This window comes from Azohydromonas lata NBRC 102462 (assembly GCF_001571085.1).
GTDB lineage: Bacteria > Pseudomonadota > Gammaproteobacteria > Burkholderiales > Burkholderiaceae_C > Azohydromonas > Azohydromonas lata.
Map to the genome: position 1 here is coordinate 1 of NZ_BCTC01000033.1, position 19,112 is coordinate 19,112.

Below are 19,112 nucleotides of genomic sequence, written 5' to 3' on the forward strand. Positions count from 1 at the left end.
CCCTCGATCACGTCGATGATGTCCGACACCTTCTTGGAGCTGGTGTTGATGGCGTCCATGGTGCCCACCACCTGCGCCATCACCGCGCCGCCCTGCTCGGCCACCTGGCGGGCCTGCGCGGCCAGGCCGCTGCCGGAGTGGGCACGCTCGGCGTTGAGCTTCACCGTCTCGGTGAGCTGGCTCATGCTGGCCGCGGTCTGCTGCAGCGAGGCGGCCTGCTGCTCGGTGCGGCGCGCCAGGTCCACGTTGCCGCCGTCGATCTGCTTGGAGGCCACGGCGATGGTGTCGGTGGAGCCCTTGATGCGCGTGACCAGGTCCGTGAGCGTGTCCTCCATGTTGCCCAGCGCGCCCAGGAGTCGGCCGAAGTCGCCGCCGCGCTCGGTCTTGAACTCCTGGCTCAGGTCGCCCGCGGCCACGGTCTCGGCGATGACGATGGCCTCGTCCAGCGGCCGCGTGATGGCGCGCACCAGCGCCACCGTGCAGCCCGTGCCCAGCAGCAGCCCGGCGCCGGCCAGCAGGCCCATCAGCCAGGTCAGCGAGGACACCTCGTCGTCGATGGCCGCCACGGCCGCGGTGCGGTCGTGCTCCAGCCCCTGGTGCATCACCCGGCCCACGTCGCGCAGGCCGCTGATGCCCAGCGCCGCCTGCGCCAGCATGAACAGCAGCAGCAACGTAAAGGCCAGCGGCAGCATGGTGCGGGTTTTCAGGTTGGTGAAGGTCACGCTTGTCTCCTGATTTCTTAATGAAAGCTGACACGGCGGTATCGGCGACGCGCCGCAGGAGTTGAGGTCACTCAAAAAGTTTCCCGATGGGGACAGGGCCCCAAGGCCGGGTCTGGCCCAAGCAATGGGACGCGCGGGCGCTTTCAGCCGCGCCGGCAGCCCGGCCCCGGCAGTTCGGCACATTCCTGAAACACCCGCACGGTGCAGCGGCGGCAGGTGTCGCAGTCCAGGCGGTGGGTGATGGCGGCGATGGCGCGGCGCTTGTCGGGGTAGACGTGGTCGGCACCGAGCTCGTCCAGGAAGCCGTCACGCCGCCACTGCGCCAGCACCGGCGGGCGCGGGCGGTGGAAGTACAGGTCGCCGCCCAGGGCACGGCGCGCGCGCAGCTCCTGGCGCCACAGCTCGGCGCCGGCCACGTCGATGAAATTCATGCTCTTGGCCATGACCAGCAGGTGCTTTTGCGGCTGGCCCGCGTCGCGCAGCGCCTGCAGCCGGTCGGCCACGTGGGCCGTGGCGCCGAAGTAGACCGAGCCCTCCATGCGCAGCAGCTTCAACTGCGGGCACTCCGGCAGCGCGTCCGCGGTGTGCTCGACGACCACGAAAGGCCGGTGCCCGTCCTCGCGCGGGAGGTTGAAACCCATGGTGCGCATGGCCGGGCGGGAGGTGCGGTGCAGGTACAGGCCCAGCGACAGCGCGCTGCCGATGAGCACGGCGATCTCCAGCCGCACGCTCACCGTGGCGGCCAGGGTGATCAGGGCCACGGCGAGCTCGGAACGGCTGGCGCGCCGCAGATGCCGCCAGCGCGGCAGGTCCAGCAAGGTGAATCCCACCAGCACCAGCAGCCCGGCGATGGCGGCGAAGGGAATGAGCGCCAGCAGCGGCGCCGACATCGCCACCAGCGGGATGACCAGCAGCGCCGAGAACACGGCGGCCAGCGGGCCGCGCGCGCCGGCCTCCAGGTTGGGCAGCGAGCGGTTGAGCGAGCCGCAGGACACGTAGCAGGAGAAGAAGCCGCCCGCGAGGTTGGACAGGCCCTGGCCCAGGAACTCGCGGTTGGCGTCTATGCGCTGCCCCGAGCGCGCGGCCACGACCTTGGCGATGGCGATGGACTGCGCCAGCGCCACCACCGTCAGCGCCGCGGCGATGCCCAGCAGCTGCGGCAATTGCTCCGGCGCCACCGCCGGCGGGTGAAAGGGCGGCAGCGCCGAGGGCAAGGCGCCCAGCAGCCGCACGTGCCAGGCGGCCGGCGCCAAGTGCGCCAGCAGCGCCGCCAGCGCCGTGCCCACGGCCAGGCCCGCGAGCATGAAGGGCGAGCCGCGGCGGTGGTGGCGCAGCCCCGCGGCCGTGCCCAGCGTGACCAGCGCCACCAGCAGCGCGCCGGGCTGCGGGGCCTGGGAGAAGGCCGCCTGCAGCACGGCGCCGGCACTTGGGCCCGGCGGCAGCGTGAGGCCCAGCGCGTCCTTGAGCGCGTGCACCACGATCAGCAGCGCCGCGCCCGCGGTGAAGCCCAGCAGCGCCGTGGGCGAGATGAAATTGGCCACCGAGCCCAGCCGCAGCGCGCCGGTGGCGAACTGCAGCAGCCCAACCAGCACCGTGACCGCCAGCGCCAGCTCCACGTAGGCCGGCGAGCCCACGGCGGCCAGCGGCGCCAGCATGGCGAACAGCGCCAGCGAGTTGGCGTTGGTGGGCCCGGAGACGACGTGGCGGCTGGAGCCCGCCAGCGCCGCGACGATGCAGGGCACCACCGCCGAATACAGGCCGTACTGCGGCGGCAGCCCGGCCAGCGTGGCGAAAGCGATGCCCTGCGGCAGCACCAGCACGGCACCCAGCAGGCCGGCCAGCGCGTCGGCGCGCAGGTCGTCCGTGGCGGGGAAAGCGGGCAGGCGGGAACGGACGGAAGCGGCGAAACGGCGTCGTTGAAGCATGGCAGGGCAAGGGTAGCGTGCGCTGCCACCGGGTTCGCACGGGGCCCGGGTGCGGCCCGGGCGCAGGCCCGGGGCGGTGCGGGGCCCGCGGCATCGACTCGCCACGGGGCCCCGGGCGCATCGCGGGCCGCCGCCCTGGCGCGACCTGCAGCAAGGCCAACGGGTGGAAGCGCGCGCAACCATGGGCCACCGGGGGCGCGCCATTCCCCCCCTATCAGCATTGACGCATTCGCACAAGCGCACCGTGGGCTGCGAACCACCCTGGCCGTATCGGATGTATCGGTTGCTGAGCCACCCGGTCCGGGGGAAACGGCTGGTTGCGCCCACCGCAGAAATGCAGCGGCTGGCAACAGGGCACCTTGGAAGCGGCTGGCCTACTGCGCCGCTTTTCAACTTCGCAGAGCTTCATGTTTGAAAAGCCACAGCGCCCTGCGCCCAGCGCGCAGGCCATGGATGCCGGGGCGTGGCCGGCGCGGCCGCCCTGCCGCGCCCTGCCGGCACCGTGCCGTGCCTGAGCCCGCGCATGGCGGCGCTCAGACGCAAGGGCCCTGGCGTGCTGGCACGCGTGCTGCGCTCGGCCCGGCATTGGGCGCTGGCCTTGTGGGCCGCCCGTGCGGCCCGCTTCGGACGGCGCCGCGCCCAGGCGGTGGACCTGCTGGCGCTGGCGCGCCGGGTGCATGAGCTGGAGCGGCAGCTCGGCCGCGCCCGCGTGCAGGATGCGGGCCGGCACCTGTCGCGCGCGCAACTGGAACAGCTTTGCCAGCGCACCGTGGAGGAGGTGCGAGGCCTGCTGGCCCCGCTGGACTGGTTGGGCGACACGCTTGGTCCGGCTTGGGCGCGCGAGCGGCTGCGCGCGCAGATGCGGCATTGGTCCTCGGACGCCGCCCTGCCCGCGGGCCGGCTGCGCGACGCCAGCGAGCTGCAGGCGCAACTGCTGGCGCTGTGCACGGCGCTGACGGTGTGCGCGCGGGTCAATGGGCAGGAGGGGCGGGCGTGAGTAAACGCCGCCAGCACGCCTTGTAGGCGTGCCCGCTGGCGGGCCGAACCGTGGCCTGGCTGCCATTCGGCCCGCCAGCGGTCCTCCTGCAGGCCGGCGGGAGGGGCCACCTTCGTTCAGCCGCAGGGCCTTTTCACTCCACCTGCGCAATGCGCAGCAAATTGGTCGTCCCCGGCGTGCCGAACGGCATCCCGGCCGTGACCACCACCGTCTGCCCAACTTGCGCGAAGCCCTGCTCGCGCGCGATGGCGCAGGCGCGCTCGGCCATGTCGGCCTGGTCGGAGACGGCGCCGCAGGCCACGGCGTGCACGCCCCAGGCCAGAGGCAACCGCCGCGCGGTGCTCTCGTTGGGCGTGAGGCCCAGGATGGGCGCGCGCGGGCGCTCGCGCGCCATGCGCAGCGCCGAGGCGCCGGTGCTGGTGAAGGCGGCAATGGCGGCCACGTCCAGCAGCGCGGCCACGCGGCGCGTGGCACAGCCGATGGCGTCGCCGGGCTCGGCGCGAGCGGGCGTGTGCGAGGCGTCCAGCGCCTGGCGGTGGTGCGGGTCGTCCTCGGCGGTGCGGATGATGCGGTCCATCATGCGCACGGCCTCCCCCGGGTAGCGGCCGGAAGCGGACTCGGCCGAGAGCATCACCGCGTCGGCGCCGTCGTAGATGGCGGTAGCCACGTCGGACGCCTCGGCCCGCGTGGGCACGGGCGAGCTGACCATGGACTCCAGCATCTGCGTGGCCACGATCACCGGCTTGCCGGCGCGGCGGCAGGCGCGGACGATGCGCCGCTGTATGGGCGGCACGGCCTCGGCGGGCAGCTCCACGCCCAAGTCGCCGCGCGCGACCATGAGGGCGTCGCAGCGCTCCACGATCTCGTCCAGGTGGTGGATGGCCAGGGGCTTCTCCAGCTTGGCCATGATGCCGGCGCGGCCCTGCACGATCTCGCGCAACTGCTCCACGTCCTGCGGCTGCTGGACGAAGGACATGGCCACCCAGTCCACCCCCAGGCTCAGGCCGAAGTCCAGGTCGGCCAGGTCCTTGGGCGTGAGCGCGGACAGCGGCAGCAGCACGTCCGGCACGTTGACGCCCTTGCGCTCGGAGACGGTGCCGCCCACCAGCACCTCGGTGTCGGCGTGCTGCACGTCGCAGGCCACCACGCGCAGCCGCACGCGGCCGTCGTCGATGAGCAGCTCCGAGCCCGGGCGCAGCGCGGCGAAGATTTCCGGGTGCGGCAGCGCCACGCGGCGCTGGCTGCCCGGCAGCTCGCGCTGCAGGTCCAGCGTGAAGCGCTCGCCCGCGGACAGCGTGATGGGGCCGTCGGCAAAGGTGCCTATGCGCAGCTTGGGGCCTTGCAGGTCCAGCAGCACGCCGATGGGGCGGCCCACCTCGCGCTCCATGGCGCGAATGGCCTGCAGCCGCTCGCGGTGGTCGGCCTGCGTGCCGTGGCTGAAGTTGAGCCGGAACACGTCCACGCCGGCATCGAAGAGCGCGCGCAGCGTCTGGGGGCTGCTGCTGGCGGGACCGACCGTGGCAACGATCTTGGCTTGGCGATGGCGGCGCATGGGGGCAAATCTCCTGGTGTCTCGTCTTGGCGGGGCTGGAGGGTTCCAGCGCCGCCATGGTCTGGACTTGTGCCCTCCAGAGGAACGCCAGCGGACAGATATGAGCTATTCCGGCGCCGAATCCACGGCCGGATGGCTGCGAATCCTGGGATTGATAAGCTTTATTATCAACACCTACAAAAAAATCAGCCAACTGCTGCGGCCTGACGCGGCAAAAAGGAAATTCATGGCGCGGCAAGCACTTGGCGGGAAATCTGGCGGGCATAAAAGGGGTGCAGCCGAAGACGTCCTGCCCGTGCATCGCGGCGATGGAGGCCCTGCCGTGGCGGCGGGGGCCGCTTCCGCGCCGGTGCCGGCATCCGCCCGCGCCGCGCGGCGGCGCAAGCTGCATGGTGGTCACTTCGCCTTCATGCGTGCATTGGTGCAGGGCCTGAACCTGCGCGAAAGCTGGGACCGTTACCTGCGCGCCGAAGGCGAAGCCACGGACCTGCGCACCGTGCGCGCCACCATCGCCTGGCTGCGCGACGAGTTCGCCGCCGCCGCGCGGCGCGAGGACAGGCACGGCGTGGCGCGGCTCGTCAGGCTGGACACGTCCAGGCTGTTCGACGCAGCCGCCCTGCCCTCGCTGGACAGCTTTGCCGAACAGCACGGGCTGCAGGACTTTTCCCAGCAGGAACAGGCCGAGGCCTATGCGGCGGCCTATGGCGCTCAAGGCCGCCGGCTGCGCCGGCGCGCCCGCCTGGTGGAAAAGCAGCTGGAGGCGCTGCGCTGGCTGGAAGCGCTGGTGGCCGAGCCGCCTCGCGCGGGCGACGCGCTGGCCGCGTGGCTCAACCCGGCGTTGGCGTCCCGCCTGGAAGCCGCCGACCTGTTCACCCTGCACCAACTGGCCGAGCGCATCAACGGACTGGGCCAAGGCTGGCATGGCGGGCTGCGCGGCATTGGCCGAACCAAGGCGCAGCGCATCGTGGAGTGGTTGCGCGCGCATGAAGACTCCACCGGGTTGCGCATCGGTGCCCACACCGCCCTGCCCCGATCGCACCTAGCCGAGCAGGCCTTGCACGGCGTGGTGATGGCGGCCACCGACATCCGGCCGCTGGAGAAGATCGTGGTGCCGGCCGAAATGGACGGCAGCCGCGGCCTGTACCGCCGGCCGCAGGCGCAATGCCTGCTGGCGGCGGGCAACGACTACGAAGCCATCCTGGCCTGGATCGGCGCCAAGCACGGCGCGACGCCGCAGCAGCAGGCGGCCGTGGTGGCGCGGCGGCGCTCGCGCGCCGCGGGCGATGCCTTGGCGGTGACCGGCACACGCGCGTCGCCGTCGCTATCTCCGTTGCCACCCGTGCTCTCCCACACCCAGCGCGCCTACCGCAAGGAGGCCGAACGCTTCCTGCTGTGGGCCCTGTTGGTGCGGGGCAAGGCCTTGTCCTCCATGACCCATGAGGACTGCGTGGCCTACCGCGGTTTCCTGGCCGACCCGCAGCCGCGCAGCCGCTGGTGCGGGCCGCGCGGGCGCGAGCGCTGGTCGCCGCTGTGGCGGCCGTTCGAAGGTCCGCTGTCGGCACGCGCCGTGGGCCAGGCACTGACCGTGCTGCGCAACCTCTACAACTTCCTCGTCCAGCAAAACTACCTGGTGGGCAATCCGTGGACGGGCGTGGCCGTGTCGCGTGGCGCCGCACCGCGCGTGGATGCCGGCCGCAGCCTGACCATGGCGCAATGGCGTTTCGTGCGGGAGCAATTGGAGCTGCAGCCGGCCAACGGCTCCACCCGCCGCCTGCGTGCCGCCCTGCTGCTGCTCTACGCCACGGGCCTGCGCCTGTCCGAAGCGGTGGCGGCCCGCGCGGGCGACCTGCATTGGGTGGAATACCCGGCCGACGGCGAGGACGCACAGGCCGAGGCCGGCTGGGTGCTGCGCGTGGTCGGCAAGGGCCAGCGCCAGCGCGAGGTGCCCCTGCCGCAACCGGTGGCTGACGTGCTGCTGGACTACCTGGCCTCGCGTGGGCTGGACCCCGACCCCGGCCACCCGGCAACACAAGACGCCTTCCTGCTGGGCTTGGCCAGTGACGCGGCCGAGCGCGCACCGCAGTTGCTCGGCGCTGGCATCGACCCGGCAGCCGGCATCGCGTCCAATACCCTTTACGACCAACTCAAGACCTTCTTTGGCCACTGCGCCGGGCTGCTGCGCGCCCAGGGCGACGAACGCGGCGCACAGCGCCTGTTTGCCGCCAGCACCCATTGGCTGCGCCACAGCCATGCTTCGCACGCCATCGCGCGCGGCATGCCCATAGAAATCGCGCAGCAGAACCTGGGGCATGCCTCGCTGGCGACGACCACCGTGTACGTCACGACCGAGCAGCGCCGGCGCATGAAGGCGATGAAGAAGTTCTGGCAAGACTGAGCTTGCGCAGCGCGCTCGACGGCAGAGCACGCAAAACCGAAAGGGGGGTGGGACGGTCCCACCCCCTGCCACCCAGCCGCTGGAATTGCATCGCGGCTCGGCTGTCTACGCGCGAATACTTTTCCGGCGTGGGGGTAGGACCGTCCCACCCCCTACGCCCACGGCCTGTGCATTGCAGTTTCCTTGAGGCTTCAAGCGGAGACGAAAAGCAAAAGAGGTGGGACCGTCCCACCCCTTCGTCTCAACAAGCCGTCCGCGCGGGCGCGGACCGCGCCCGCTCAGCCCACGAGCTTGCGCAGTGCCGCCTCCAAGGCCGGCCACTGGTCCGCGGGCAGCACACCTGCGCTCAGCTCCACCACGGTGCGACCTTTGGCGTCGCTGCGCAGCGTGGCGCTGCGGCCCTGGCCCAGGTCGATCTCGTGCACCGGGGGGTAGGACCGTCCCACCCCCTTGTCGCGCAGACAGGCCGTGAGCGTGGCATGAACTTCGGCGGCCGAAGGGTGGGGTTCGATCTGGTCAGCGGCACGGGCGGCGGCCAGCACGGCATCGGCGTCCTTTTCCAGCGCGCGCTGCAGGTCGGCCGCCCAGCGGAACTGGATGGCGTTGGGCGAGGGAAAGGCGCCGACGACTTCGGAGGGCAGCTGCGCAATGCGCACCGCCTTGCCGATGTCACTGACGCTGCGTCCAATGGCGTTGGCCAACTGGGTGTTGGAGGGAAACAGCCCTTCATCCAGCGCACGCAAATACATGCGCCCCTGCTCCCACGCCGAAAGGCTTTGCCGCCCGCGGTTCTCCCGCTCCATGTGGATGAACAGGTCGCGGTCCGGCAACTCCTGCACGATGGCCAGCACCGGCAGGCCCAGCTCCAGGCACGCACGGTGGCGGCGGTGGCCGAAGACGATCTCGTAGCGTGCCTCCACGCCGCCTTCGCCCGCACGCGGTGCCGGCAGCGGCCGCACCTTGATGGGCTGGACGTTGCCGCCCGCATCGCGAATCTCGCGCTTGAGCTCCTCGAATTCCGGCCCGGTGAAAGCGTCCGGATGCCGGTTGGCCCAGCGGCTGGGCACCACGCTGCGCGCATCCATGAGCTGTCCGCCGCGCTCGGACTCCAGTTTCTGCACTTCGCCCTGCAGCGCCTCTATGCGCTCCTCCAGCTTGGCAGTCTCGAACACGGTCGTGGCCAACAGGCCCACGCCGGTGCGCGGCGCGTTGGCCCGCGCCGTCACCGGCGCGGGGGAAGCAAGCTCCCCCTCCTTGCGCGCATCGGGCAACACGAAATGGATGCCGGACCCCTTCTTCTTCACAGGTGTTCCTTGCGAGGCCATGTCACGCTCCCAGTTGCTTGCGCCAGAAGGTCTGGGCTTGGTCTTCGATCAGCTCCACCAGCCGGTCATAGGCTTCGTAAGCACGCTTGAACGTGCGCGTGCTGGCATTGGCCGGGCTGCTGTCATACACGGTGCCGAACTCGGCGCTGGAGGTGCTGGCCGCCATGGACTTCGGTATCTCCACGGGCAACACCTTCTCGGCGTAGGCCGCGGCCATCCACTCGCGCACCACCAGGCTGGCCTGGTCGGTGGACTCCACCTTGGCCGGCAGGATGTCTATGAAGGCGAATTCCTTGCTGCCGCCGCGGTTCTTGACGAGCTGCGTGGTCAGGTCGGAGAACAGATCCCAGAACTGGGCGCTGGAAGCGAAGTCCAGCGCATTGGGCGGCAGCGGCATGATGATGCCGTCGCTGGCCATCAGCGCGTTGATGGTGGTGTAGGAGAGGGCGGGCGGCGTGTCGATGATGATCACGTCATAGTCCAGCCGCACCGGGTCTATGCCGTAGTTCAGCACGTTCCAGAACTCGAACTTCGGGTCCTTGCTCTGTTTGGCCGGCAGCACGAACTCGGCCGAGAACAGGAAGGACGCCGCCGCCACAAGGTCGATGCCGTCCCAGTAAGTCGGTCGAATGGCGTAGGCGATGTCGGCCTGGTCGCCAGTGAACAGCGGCAGCACCGTGTCATCCACGTTGACCTCCGAGTCCGGCAGCAGGCCGAACAGCGTGGTCAGGCTGCCCTGCGGATCGCAGTCGATCACCAGCACCCGATGCCCGCGCAGGTTCAGCCCTTGCGCCAGCGTCAGCGAAGTGGTGGTCTTGGTCACGCCGCCCTTGAAGTTGCCGATGGCGATGGTGACGGCCTCCGCGCCCTGTGGCCGAAGCTCCTCCTTGCGCACGTCCTTCACCCAGCGGCGCGCCTCCTCCAACGTGAACTCGCGCCGCGACCCCGTGCTGTTGAGCCGTCCGCTGGGCAGGTCACCCTTGCGCACGCGGTAGTCCACCTGCCCCTTGTCCAGCCCGGTCAGTGCCATGAGCTGCGTGGTGGAGAAGGTGGGAGGCTTCTTGCGCGCATCCGGCGCGAGCATGGCGCCCCGCACCTGGGCCACGATGGACTTCACCCGCTCGGCCTGCTCCGCAATGGCCTCCAGGCTGATGCTGCGCGCAGCGTTGCTCAAAAGTGATTCCACAAACAGTCCTTTCCCACGCGAATATTGCTGTAGCGGCCGATTCTATAGAGAACGCCGTTTTCGCAGTCACACGTGAAAGCCGCGTCTTGATCCAACAACGGCCCGGAGAATCCGGACACTTTCGGCTGTATGGAGTTCTTTTTTCCTCAACGTCATCCGATCTTTAGAAGAATTCAAAGATTCAAGACTTCGGGCCTGTGGGAAACCTTGAATTTTCTATATAAATCAACAACTTAATAAGTTTTACCGTCCGGCTTTACCCAAGCATCCGTCCGGGATGGCCTGCACATGCGTCCGGCATTGCGAGCCAACTGTCTGAGCTTGCGGGCAAGTGTCCCGGTTTTCCGGGCGTGGCTGTTCCATGCACCGAGTCCGCTTTGCCGGACGCGTGTTCCAAGGGCCAGCAGGCCCGTTTCTCAGTTGTGAACCGTGAAGTGTCCGGGTTTTCAGGCCTTCGCTGTCGGTCCGCAGGTAGCCAAGCGTCCGGCTTTTCCGGGGTTTCCTCAAGCTTGCGGCACTTGTAAATGTCCGGCTTTTCCGGGGGCTGGCTGAGCGGGCTCCACTTGCTGTCCGTTGAAACGAGGACAGCAGGGGGGCCGGTGTCCGTGCCATCTGTCCGAACGCGTGCGGACATATACTGCGCCATGGCCAAGAAGCTGACGTCGCTGAAGAAGGACGCTCCCGCCGGCATGCTGAACAAGCCGGTGGCGGCGCTGGCCATCGTTCCGCTGAACAAGAGCCTCACCGTCACCGCGCGCAAGGCCTACAACGTCATGCTGCACATCGCGCAGCGCCAGGGCGCGCAAGGTGCTGACGGCAGCACCGGCTTCAGTGCGCCGCTCAACGCCATCCTGCGCGGCTTCGGTGCCGGCTCCAACGTAGCCGTGGACGCCAAGCGCTACATCGAACAGATGATGTCCACCAAGATCGAGTGGCGCCCGCTGTCGCGCGGCGAGCAGTGGAGCCTGCTGCCGGCTGACGCGGCGGCGGCCAGCTTCGCCGAGGGCGGCGCGGCGGATACGCGCGACGAGCTGCGCATGTTCAACATGCTCTCCGAGGTGCGCCTGTACAAGAAGAACGGCGAGAACTGGGTCACGTGGTTCTACCCGCCCACCATCCAGCAGCAGATGCTGGGTCCGAACCGGTGGGCGCGACTGGAGCTGGAAACGATCGCGCAGCTGGGCACCTACACGGCCGTGGCGCTGTACGAAATCTGCGCCCGCTACCGCGACAACCCCGGCGGCGTCACCGCGCGCCAGCACTGGAGCTGGTGGGTGGCCGTGCTCAAGGGCTCCGAGCTGGCGCGCCAGCGCGAGTGGCGCAAGTTCAAGAACGAGTTCGTCAGCCCCGCCATACGCGACATCAACGAAATCAGCGACCTCGAAATCGAGCTGCTCGAATACAAGGAAGGCCGCGCCGTGGCCGAGGTGCAGTTCGCCGTGCGCCGCAAGCAGGCGCCGGAGGTGGCGGCTGCCCGCGCCGAGCAGCAGCCCGCCGACGTGACGCAGGTGGCGCGCGCACTGGCCCTGGGTCTGCGCGAAAGCGACGTCGATGCCTTCATGGAGCGCTACGGCGAAGCCGCCGTGGCCCGCGCGCTGGATGCCATGCAGCGCTACGCCGGTGCCGGTGCCAGCAAGCCCATCGTCAACAAGGCCGCCTACCTCAAGACCATCCTGGCCGGCCTGGAGAACGAGGCACATCCCACCGTGGCGCAGCCGGGCACCCCTGCGCCCGCGCCGGCCGCCGCTGCGCCGGGGCCGATGGCCGCAGCCCCACGGCCCGCCGCCGCGGTGCGGGAAGCCGGGCTGCAAAACCCGGCCACCGCCGCGCAGCAGGCGCAGTCGCGGGCGCTGGCCCAGGCGAGGGCGGTTTTTGAGGCCTTGCCGGAGGCCGAGCAGGCGGCCTGGATGGAGCGGCTGCGCGCCCACGTGGTGGCCGCCGGCACCGCCACGCCCACGCTCATGCGCCGGCTGGACGCGCGCCAGTGGCAGTCGCCCCTGGTCATGGCCAGCATGGTGCGCTTCTACATGGAGCAAAACGGCCTGGGCTGAAAGCCGCAGGCCCGGCGTGCGTTCGCCGCATGGGCGAACGCGCCGCGCTCAGTGCCGCGTCGGCTGATGCAGGAGCGCGTTGAGCTGGTCCACCAGCGGCGCCCAATCCGCGTCATCCAGGAATTCCTCCTTGAGGAACTGCGCCTGCGCCGGCGTCCAGAACGGCGCATCCGCCAGCCGCAGATCGTCCGGCAGCGGCCGGTGGCTCTCTATGAAGTGCTCTATGTCGCTTTGCTCGCTGGGCAGGCCGAGCTGGTCGAAGAGGTCTTTCAAGGCGTGGTTGGAGAGTTCCATGACAGTGTCCTTTCCCTTGGCTTGAACGGACTGTGGCGCCATGCGCCGCAATGGTTGGAGTGCCGCTGCGCGCCGGTCGGCGCGGTCGGTCCCGGCACGTGGCAAGTCTCGCGCCGCCCCCGGGGCGCCCAGGAAAGTCCCTCGCCGTGGCGCGGACAGCCGCGCGGGCAGGGTCTGCGCGTCCACAGCTTGGCGTGCCTGACGGCAAGGCCGGCGCAGGGGAGTGCGCCAAAGCGCGCACGCGCCGGCTCCAGCACTGGAGCGCGGCGCGTGCGCGCGATCTGGGGGAAAAGCGGCGAAGGGATTTACCGCGAAACAGGCCTTCCTCTCACAGCGCGGCCGGCGCTGCGCTGGCTGGGCAGGCTGGGCCATTCCACGTCGCGAGGCGGCCGGTCGCTGTAGCAGCGGCCCATGCGCTGCGCCGCGCCTTCGATGTAGCCGCGGTGCCAACTCCAGGCCTCCAGCGTGCCGTTGTCATAAGGCGGACGAGCCGGCTGCAGCCTTTTGCCGGCTTCAAATCCTTCTCTCCAGACTTCGATGTCCATGTCCTGCCCAAAAAACTGCAGCCCACTTTGGGCGACGGTCTTTCATCGGCGTCTGGTTGCGCCTGTTTACATCGGTAGCCGTGAATATTCCGCGTTATCCCTGACAAACAGACTTTTTTCTGCCGGCCCGCACCCGTTTTGTGGATAGGCGCGCCGGGCGGCGGACGGTGCTCAGTGTTCCTCGGACCAGTGAAACCCGTCGCGCGCCACCAGCGCGCTGGCGGCGGCCGGGCCCCAGCTCCCGGCGGCGTAGGGGCGCGGGCCCAGGCCGGCGGCATCGTCCTCGCGCCAGGCCTGCAGCACGGGCTCGACCCAGCGCCAGGCCTCCTCCTGCTCGTCGCTGCGAACGAACAGATTCAGCCGGCCGTGCAGGGCCTCCAGCAGCAGCCGTTCGTAGGCGCCCACGCGGTCCTCGAAAAAGGCCTTGTCGAAGTCCAGGTCCAGGCTCACCGGCGCCAGCGCCTCCGAGCCGGAGCTGCCCTTGGCCGCCAGCAGTTGCAGCTCCAGCCCGTCCTCCGGCTGCAGCTTGATCAGCAGGCGGTTGGCGCGGTGCGGCCCGGGAAAGATGGGGTGCGGCACTGCCCGGAAGTTCACGACGATGCAGGCCGCCCCCGCCGCGAGCCGCTTGCCGGTGCGCAAGTAAAAGGGCACGCCGGCCCAGCGCCAGTTGCGCACCTCGGTGCGCAGCGCCACGAAGGTCTCGCAGCGGCTGCCCGCGGGCACGTTGCGCTCGTCCAGGTAGCCCGGCACGGCGCGGCCTTCGCACACGCCGGCGCGGTACTGGCCGCGCACCACGTCGCGCCGCGCGCTCACGGCGTCGAAAGGTTTCAGCGCCTGCAGCACCTTGAGCTTTTCGTCGCGCAGCGCGTTGGCGTCGTGGCGCGCGGGCGGCTCCATGGCCAGCATGGTCAGCAACTGCAAGGCATGGTTCTGCACCATGTCGCGCAGGGCGCCGGTGCGGTCGTAGAAGTCGCCGCGCGTGCCCACGCCCAAGGACTCGGCCAGCGTGATCTCCATGCTGGCGACGCTCTCACGCCGCCACAGCGGCTCGAAGAGGGCGTTGCCAAAGCGCAGCGCGGTGAGGTTCTGCACGGCGGACTTGCCCAGGTAGTGGTCGATGCGCAGCGCCTGCGCTTCGCTGAAGGTGGCGCCCACGGCCTGGTTGATGGCGCGGGCGCTTTGCAGGTCATGGCCCAGCGGTTTTTCCAGCACCACGCGCACCTCCGGCCCGTTGAGGCCCACGGCGCCGAGCTGGCGGCAGATCTCGGGAAAGAGGTGCGGGCTGGTGGCCAGGTACAGCACCGCGCTGTCGGCAGCGCTGTTGCGGCCCTCGCCCGGCTGCGGCGCCTTGAGCCAGCGCCGCAGCCGCGCGTAGTGCGCGGGCAAGGACAAGTCCACCTGCAGGTAGTGCAGCAGCGCGGCGAAGCGCTTGAAATCCGCCGCGCCCGGCCGGGTTGGACCGGCCAGGTCCTGGAAGCGCTGCTGCAGCCACTGGCGGTAGCCATCGCCGTCCAGGGCCTCGCGGGCCACGGCCAGGATGCGCCCGCCAGCGGGCAGCTTGCCGTGGCGCCAGGCCTGGAACAGGGCCGGCATGAGCTTGCGCCAGGCCAGGTCGCCGGTGCCGCCGAAGATGACGAGGTCGAAGCTCATGGCCGTGTCCCCGCAGTGATCACCACCAGGCCTCGATCTGCACGCCGAACAGCGTGGCCGAGGTGCGCCCGCCGGCCGCGAAGCCGCCGGCGTTGGCCGCCGCGGCCGCGTCGTTCCACTTCACCCGCGTGGCGTACAGGCGCAGCTCGGGGCGGGAGAAGAACTCCGGCCCAAGCGCCAGGGCCGGGGCGATGGTCAGCTTGTGCAGCCGCTGCGTGGGCTGCCCGTCCACCGCGCGGCTGGTGGTGCCGGCCTCGGCCAGCAGCTTGAAATGGTCGGTCACGGCATAGGAGACACGGCCGCCCAGGGAGATGTCCTTGGTCACCACACCGTCGTTGGGCCCGCCATCCGCCTTGGCGTGCTGGTAGGCGGCGATGGTCTGGCCACCGAAGCGCCCCTGCTGCCAGCTCAGCGAGTCGATCACGCGCCAGCTCTTCTGGCCCGCGTTGGGCGTGGGCGGGTTGGTGACGGTGTTGACCACGCCGCCGGCGCCCACCACCAAGCTGGTCGTTGCCGGGTTGTCCAGCCCAAAGAACTGCCCGCTGAGCGCCGCATGCCCGTTGGCCGCCTGGACGAACAGCGCGTTCTTCAGGTTGGGAACGATGAAGTCCGCCTGGTTGTGCACCAGCGACACGCCCACGCCGTCGTGGCCATATTGGAAACCGCCGAACACCTTGGTGAAGGTCACGCGCAGCTTGCCGCCGGGGTTGAGCGCGTAGTCGGAGAGGTCCACGTTCAGGCGGCTGGCCTGGTTGGGGCGGCTTACGTGGTTGTTGATGCTGTCGCTGGTGAACAGGCCCACGCCCAGCTTCACCGGGCCCAACTGCATGCCGCGCATGCCCGCGCCCAGGTTGTCGCCGTAGTCGGCGAAGAACTTGTCCACGATGTGCACGTCCTGCAGGCGCAGGCGGCGTTGGCCGGCCCAGAACTCGGCCTCGGGCGCAAACGGCAGCCCGGAGAGCGTGCCGTAGGCCTCGTCGGTGCCGTGGTCGCCGTTCCAGACCGTGGGCATGTAGTAGGCGCCGAATTTCAGGCCGTTGCCCGCCTCGAAGGTCTTGCCTATGCCGAACTCCAGCCCGTGGTCGCCCTCGTTGCCCAGGCGGAACTTCTGCGCGTCGCCGCCCAAGGTGTAGCCGCCGCGCGGGGCGTCGCCGCTGCTGGAGTAGAAGCCGCCGCGGGTGTAGCCGTAAAGCTCCAGGCCCGCGACTTCCGCGGCCTGGGCTGCCGACAGGCAGGCCAGCGCCGCGGCGGCGGCGATGCTGGCCTGGCGCAGGCGCTGGGGGGCGTTGCTGGTGTTCATGTCCTTGTCTCCTCTGAGTAGGCGTCCGCTGGGGACGAGTTCGCCCGCCGCCTTGCCTTTGGGCGGATGGAGCGGGCCGTTGTTTGTTCTTTGGGCGAAGCCGTCCCCGCGCCGCGCGCTGGCGCGGCGTGTGGGCGTCTTGCGTTGGGCGGGCGGCGCGCGGGCCGCTTGAGCGTCAGGCCACGCGGGCCTCGGTGCGCGCGTCGAACAGGTGGGCGTGCTGGGGCTGCCAGCGCAGGTGCACGCTCTCGCCGGCCTGCGCGTGCAGCGTGCCGGGCACGCGGGCGGTGAGCATGCCCAGCGCCGTCTCCACCGTGGCGTAGGTGTCGGGGCCGGTGGGCTCGACGATGGCCAGCCGCCCCGGCACGCCGCTGTCGGCCAGGCTCAGGTGCTCGGGCCGCAGGCCGTACAGGATGCCGGCGCAACCGTTGGCGCGCAGTGCGGCCTGCTGGCCATCGGTGGTCGGCAAGGGGAGGCCGGCAGCGGTGGGTGCGTTGGCACCCTGCGCGGCGGACACGATGTTCATCACGGGCGAGCCGATGAACTCGGCCACGAAGCGGTTCGCCGGGCGCGCATAGATGTCCTCCGGCGTGCCGAACTGCTGCACCACGCCGTCCTTCATCACCGCGATGCGGTCGCCCAGCGTCATGGCTTCCACCTGGTCGTGCGTCACGTACACGGTGGTCGTGCGCGTGCGCTGGTGCAGCAGCTTGATTTCCGCGCGCATCTCCACGCGCAGCTTGGCGTCGAGGTTGGACAGCGGCTCGTCGAAGAGGAAGAGCCTGGGGTTGCGGGCCAGGGCGCGGCCCATGGCCACGCGCTGGCGCTGGCCGCCGGAGAGCTGGGCGGGCTTGCGGTCCAGCAGGTGGCCGAGCTGCAGCATCTGCGCCACGCGCTGGACGGTCGCGTCGCGCTCGGCCTTGGGCACCTTGCGGATCTCCAGGCCGAAGGCGATGTTCTGCGCCACGTTCATGTTCGGGTAGAGCGCGTAGCTCTGGAACACCATGGCGATGTCGCGGTCCTTGCTGGGCAGGTGCGTGACGTCGCGCTCGCCGATGTGGATGCTGCCGGCCGTGGGCGTGTCCAGCCCGGCGATCATGCCCAGCAGCGTGGACTTGCCGCAGCCGGACGGGCCCACGAGGATGAGGAACTCGCCGGCCTCGATCTCGATGTCGATGCCCTTGAGGATGCGGACGTTGCCCGCGTAAGTTTTCTCGACCTGGCGGATGGAGAGAGCGCCCATGGTGATCAGCCTTTCACCGCGCCGGCCGTCAGGCCGCGCACGAAGTATTTGCCCGCGATGACGTAGACCAGCAGCGTCGGCAGCGCCGCGATGAGCGCAGCCGCCATGTCCACGTTGTATTCCTTGACCGAGCTGGTCGTGTTGACGAGGTTGTTCAGGCCCACGGTGATGGGCTTGCTGTCGGCGCCGGAGAAGACGACGCCGTAGAGGAAATCGTTCCAGATCTGCGTGAACTGCCAGATCAGCGTCACGACCAGGATGGGCGTGCTCAGCGGCAGCACGATGCGCCAAAAGATCTGCCAGAACGAGGCGCCGTCCAGCATGGCCGCCTTGACCAGCTCGTCCGGCAGGCCCACGTAGTAGTTGCGGAAGAACAGGGTGGTGGAGGGCAGGCCGGCGAGCACGTGCACCAGCACCAGGCCGCTGATGGAGCTGGCCATCCCGAGCCAGCCCAGCACCTGGCTCATGGGCAGCAGCACCACCTGCATGGGCATGAACACGCCGAACAGCATGAGCGCGAACATCAGCTCGCTGCCGCGAAAGCGCCACTTGCTCAGCACGTAGCCGTTGAGCGCGCCCAAAGCGGTGGAGATCAGCACGGCCGGCACCACCAGCAGCACGGAGTTCAGGAAGAAGGGTTGCAGGCCGCTGCAGTCCGTGCCGGTGCAGGCGCTGCTCCAGGCGCGGCTCCACGCCTCCAGCGTGGGGCTGGTAGGCAGCGACAGCAGGTTGCCGTCGCGGATCTGGGCCATGTCCTTCAGCGAGGTCACGACCATCACGTACAGCGGCGCCAGGAACCAGGCGGCGAACACCAGCAGCACGGCCCACAGCACGAGGCGGTGCAGGTTGAGGCGCCGGCGCGACATCGCGGCGGGTGCGGCGGCACCGATCACGGAGGAGGAGGGCATGGTGGTGGCGAGGGGCGAAGTGCTCATCGCTTGCTCCTGAGCTCGGAGTACAGGTAGGGCACGACGATGGCGGCGATGGTGGCCAGCATCACGGTGGCGCTGGCGGCACCCAGGCCGATCTGGCCGCGCGTGAAGGCCATGGCGTACATGAAGGTGGCCGGGAGATCGGTCGCATAGCCCGGCCCGCCGGCGGTGAGCGCCATCACCAGATCAAAACTCTTGATGGCGAGGTGGCTGACCACCATCAGGGTGCTGAAGAACACCGGGCGCAGGCTGGGGACGATGATGCGCAGGTAGATGCGCGGCAGCGTGGCGCCGTCCACTTGGGCGGCCTTGATGATGGCGTCGTCGATGCCGCGCAGCGCGGCCAGGAACAGCGCCATCACGAAGCCCGCGGCCTGCCACACGCCGGCGATGGCGATGCAGTAGATGGCCTTGTCCGGGTCCACCAGCCAGCCGAAGCTGAAAGATTCCCAACCCCACTGCTGCACCGTGCGCTCCAGGCCCAGGCCGGGGTTGAGCATCCATTTCCACGCGGTGCCGGTGACGATGAAGGAGATCGCCATCGGGTAGAGGTAGACGGTGCGCAGCACGCCTTCGGCGCGCACCTTCTGGTCCAGCAGGATGGCCAGCAGCAGGCCAAGGCCCATGGCGCCGGCGATGAAGAGGCCGCCGAACACCGCCATGTTGGTCAGCGCCACGTGGAAGCGCTCGTTGTGGAACAGGGCCACGTACTGGTCCAGGCCCTGGAGCTCGTAGTTGGGCAGCAGCCGCGAGCCCGTGAGCGACAGGTAGCCGTTCCAGGCCATGAAGCCGTAGATGAACACGAAGGACAGCGCGAAGCCGGGCGCGATCACCAGCTTGGGCAGCCACGGCGTGCGCAGGTTGGAAGGGGCGGACATGCAAGCCTCTTGGTGGAGCCCAATGGATTCATTGGGCGTGAGAGGGCCCCACCCGGCGCGCGCGGCGCAGGTTTCACTTGCCGGCGCATTGGATGCCGGAGGCGGGTGGAGGCGCGG

14 protein-coding genes and 1 pseudogene are annotated in these 19,112 nt (G+C 69.8%); 3 read left to right on the top strand and 12 right to left on the bottom strand.

Going from position 1 to position 19,112, the window contains the following annotated elements; genetic code table 11:
* Positions 1–722: pseudogene (locus tag ALA01S_RS13400) on the bottom strand (methyl-accepting chemotaxis protein); the annotation flags it as partial.
* 143 nt (positions 723–865) lie between these two features.
* On the bottom strand, positions 866–2,647 hold the full coding sequence (locus ALA01S_RS13405) for a SulP family inorganic anion transporter (RefSeq protein WP_084267521.1): 1,782 nt from the start codon (positions 2,645–2,647) through the stop codon (positions 866–868).
* Positions 2,648–3,170: 523 nt separating this feature from the next.
* On the opposite strand from ALA01S_RS13405, the gene ALA01S_RS13410 reads away from it, so the two are divergent.
* Positions 3,171–3,644, top strand: coding sequence for a hypothetical protein (locus tag ALA01S_RS13410; protein ID WP_157118984.1), 474 nt, complete (start codon positions 3,171–3,173; stop codon positions 3,642–3,644).
* A gap of 133 nt (positions 3,645–3,777) precedes the next feature.
* Here ALA01S_RS13410 and pyk read toward each other — a convergent pair whose 3' ends face one another.
* Entirely contained in the window at positions 3,778–5,196 is a 1,419-nt protein-coding gene (gene pyk, locus ALA01S_RS13415) for a pyruvate kinase (protein WP_066337215.1), read from the bottom strand.
* A 409-nt stretch (positions 5,197–5,605) separates the two neighbouring features.
* Here pyk and ALA01S_RS13420 point away from each other — a divergent pair, with 409 nt between their 5' ends.
* Positions 5,606–7,591, top strand: coding sequence for a site-specific integrase (locus ALA01S_RS13420; RefSeq protein ID WP_066337271.1), 1,986 nt, complete (start codon positions 5,606–5,608; stop codon positions 7,589–7,591).
* Between the two features lie 278 nt (positions 7,592–7,869).
* Here the strand turns inward: ALA01S_RS13420 and ALA01S_RS13425 are convergent, their stop codons facing one another.
* Together ALA01S_RS13425 and ALA01S_RS13430 are read right to left on the bottom strand one after the other, a co-directional pair.
* A complete protein-coding gene (locus ALA01S_RS13425) occupies positions 7,870–8,916 on the bottom strand; it encodes a ParB/RepB/Spo0J family partition protein (RefSeq protein ID WP_084267523.1) in 1,047 nt (348 codons plus the stop codon).
* A gap of 1 nt (position 8,917) precedes the next feature.
* Complete coding sequence (locus ALA01S_RS13430; protein WP_238455789.1) at positions 8,918–10,090, bottom strand: AAA family ATPase; 1,173 nt, start codon at positions 10,088–10,090, stop codon at positions 8,918–8,920.
* 656 nt (positions 10,091–10,746) lie between these two features.
* Here ALA01S_RS13430 and ALA01S_RS13435 point away from each other — a divergent pair.
* Complete coding sequence (locus ALA01S_RS13435) at positions 10,747–12,153, top strand: replication initiation protein (protein WP_066337218.1); 1,407 nt, start codon at positions 10,747–10,749, stop codon at positions 12,151–12,153.
* A gap of 48 nt (positions 12,154–12,201) precedes the next feature.
* Here the strand turns inward: ALA01S_RS13435 and ALA01S_RS13440 are convergent, their stop codons facing one another.
* The 7 genes from ALA01S_RS13440 to ALA01S_RS13465 form a co-directional block, all read right to left on the bottom strand.
* Positions 12,202–12,447: a DUF2789 domain-containing protein gene (locus ALA01S_RS13440; RefSeq protein WP_066337220.1), complete on the bottom strand. Its 246-nt coding sequence runs from the start codon at positions 12,445–12,447 to the stop codon at positions 12,202–12,204.
* A 305-nt stretch (positions 12,448–12,752) separates the two neighbouring features.
* On the bottom strand, positions 12,753–12,992 hold the full coding sequence (locus tag ALA01S_RS32965; RefSeq protein ID WP_157118985.1) for a hypothetical protein: 240 nt from the start codon (positions 12,990–12,992) through the stop codon (positions 12,753–12,755).
* 171 nt (positions 12,993–13,163) lie between these two features.
* Positions 13,164–14,642 (bottom strand): glucose-6-phosphate dehydrogenase, encoded by a 1,479-nt coding sequence (zwf, locus tag ALA01S_RS13445; protein ID WP_066337222.1) that lies wholly within the window; start codon positions 14,640–14,642, stop codon positions 13,164–13,166.
* A gap of 19 nt (positions 14,643–14,661) precedes the next feature.
* Positions 14,662–15,942, bottom strand: a complete 1,281-nt coding sequence (locus tag ALA01S_RS13450; protein ID WP_084267525.1) for a carbohydrate porin — start codon at positions 15,940–15,942, stop codon at positions 14,662–14,664.
* Positions 15,943–16,117: 175 nt separating this feature from the next.
* On the bottom strand, positions 16,118–17,185 hold the full coding sequence (locus ALA01S_RS13455; protein WP_066337224.1) for an ABC transporter ATP-binding protein: 1,068 nt from the start codon (positions 17,183–17,185) through the stop codon (positions 16,118–16,120).
* Between the two features lie 5 nt (positions 17,186–17,190).
* Positions 17,191–18,051, bottom strand: coding sequence for a carbohydrate ABC transporter permease (locus ALA01S_RS13460; RefSeq protein WP_066337274.1), 861 nt, complete (start codon positions 18,049–18,051; stop codon positions 17,191–17,193).
* 65 nt (positions 18,052–18,116) lie between these two features.
* Positions 18,117–18,995, bottom strand: a complete 879-nt coding sequence (locus tag ALA01S_RS13465; RefSeq protein ID WP_066337227.1) for a carbohydrate ABC transporter permease — start codon at positions 18,993–18,995, stop codon at positions 18,117–18,119.
* Positions 18,996–19,112: the final 117 nt, after the last annotated feature.

Bases quoted from the DNA above. Each gene is read 5' to 3' on its own strand.
- ALA01S_RS13405 (WP_084267521.1), bottom strand. From the start codon at position 2,647: ATGCTTCAACGACGCCGTTTCGCCGCTTCCGTCCGTTCCCGCCTGCCC.
- ALA01S_RS13410 (WP_157118984.1), top strand. From the start codon at position 3,171: ATGGCGGCGCTCAGACGCAAGGGCCCTGGCGTGCTGGCACGCGTGCTG.
- pyk (WP_066337215.1), bottom strand. From the start codon at position 5,196: ATGCGCCGCCATCGCCAAGCCAAGATCGTTGCCACGGTCGGTCCCGCC.
- ALA01S_RS13420 (WP_066337271.1), top strand. From the start codon at position 5,606: ATGCGTGCATTGGTGCAGGGCCTGAACCTGCGCGAAAGCTGGGACCGT.
- ALA01S_RS13425 (WP_084267523.1), bottom strand. From the start codon at position 8,916: ATGGCCTCGCAAGGAACACCTGTGAAGAAGAAGGGGTCCGGCATCCAT.
- ALA01S_RS13435 (WP_066337218.1), top strand. From the start codon at position 10,747: ATGGCCAAGAAGCTGACGTCGCTGAAGAAGGACGCTCCCGCCGGCATG.
- ALA01S_RS13440 (WP_066337220.1), bottom strand. From the start codon at position 12,447: ATGGAACTCTCCAACCACGCCTTGAAAGACCTCTTCGACCAGCTCGGC.
- ALA01S_RS32965 (WP_157118985.1), bottom strand. From the start codon at position 12,992: ATGGACATCGAAGTCTGGAGAGAAGGATTTGAAGCCGGCAAAAGGCTG.
- zwf (WP_066337222.1), bottom strand. From the start codon at position 14,642: ATGAGCTTCGACCTCGTCATCTTCGGCGGCACCGGCGACCTGGCCTGG.
- ALA01S_RS13450 (WP_084267525.1), bottom strand. From the start codon at position 15,942: ATGAACACCAGCAACGCCCCCCAGCGCCTGCGCCAGGCCAGCATCGCC.
- ALA01S_RS13455 (WP_066337224.1), bottom strand. From the start codon at position 17,185: ATGGGCGCTCTCTCCATCCGCCAGGTCGAGAAAACTTACGCGGGCAAC.
- ALA01S_RS13460 (WP_066337274.1), bottom strand. From the start codon at position 18,051: ATGTCGCGCCGGCGCCTCAACCTGCACCGCCTCGTGCTGTGGGCCGTG.
- ALA01S_RS13465 (WP_066337227.1), bottom strand. From the start codon at position 18,995: ATGTCCGCCCCTTCCAACCTGCGCACGCCGTGGCTGCCCAAGCTGGTG.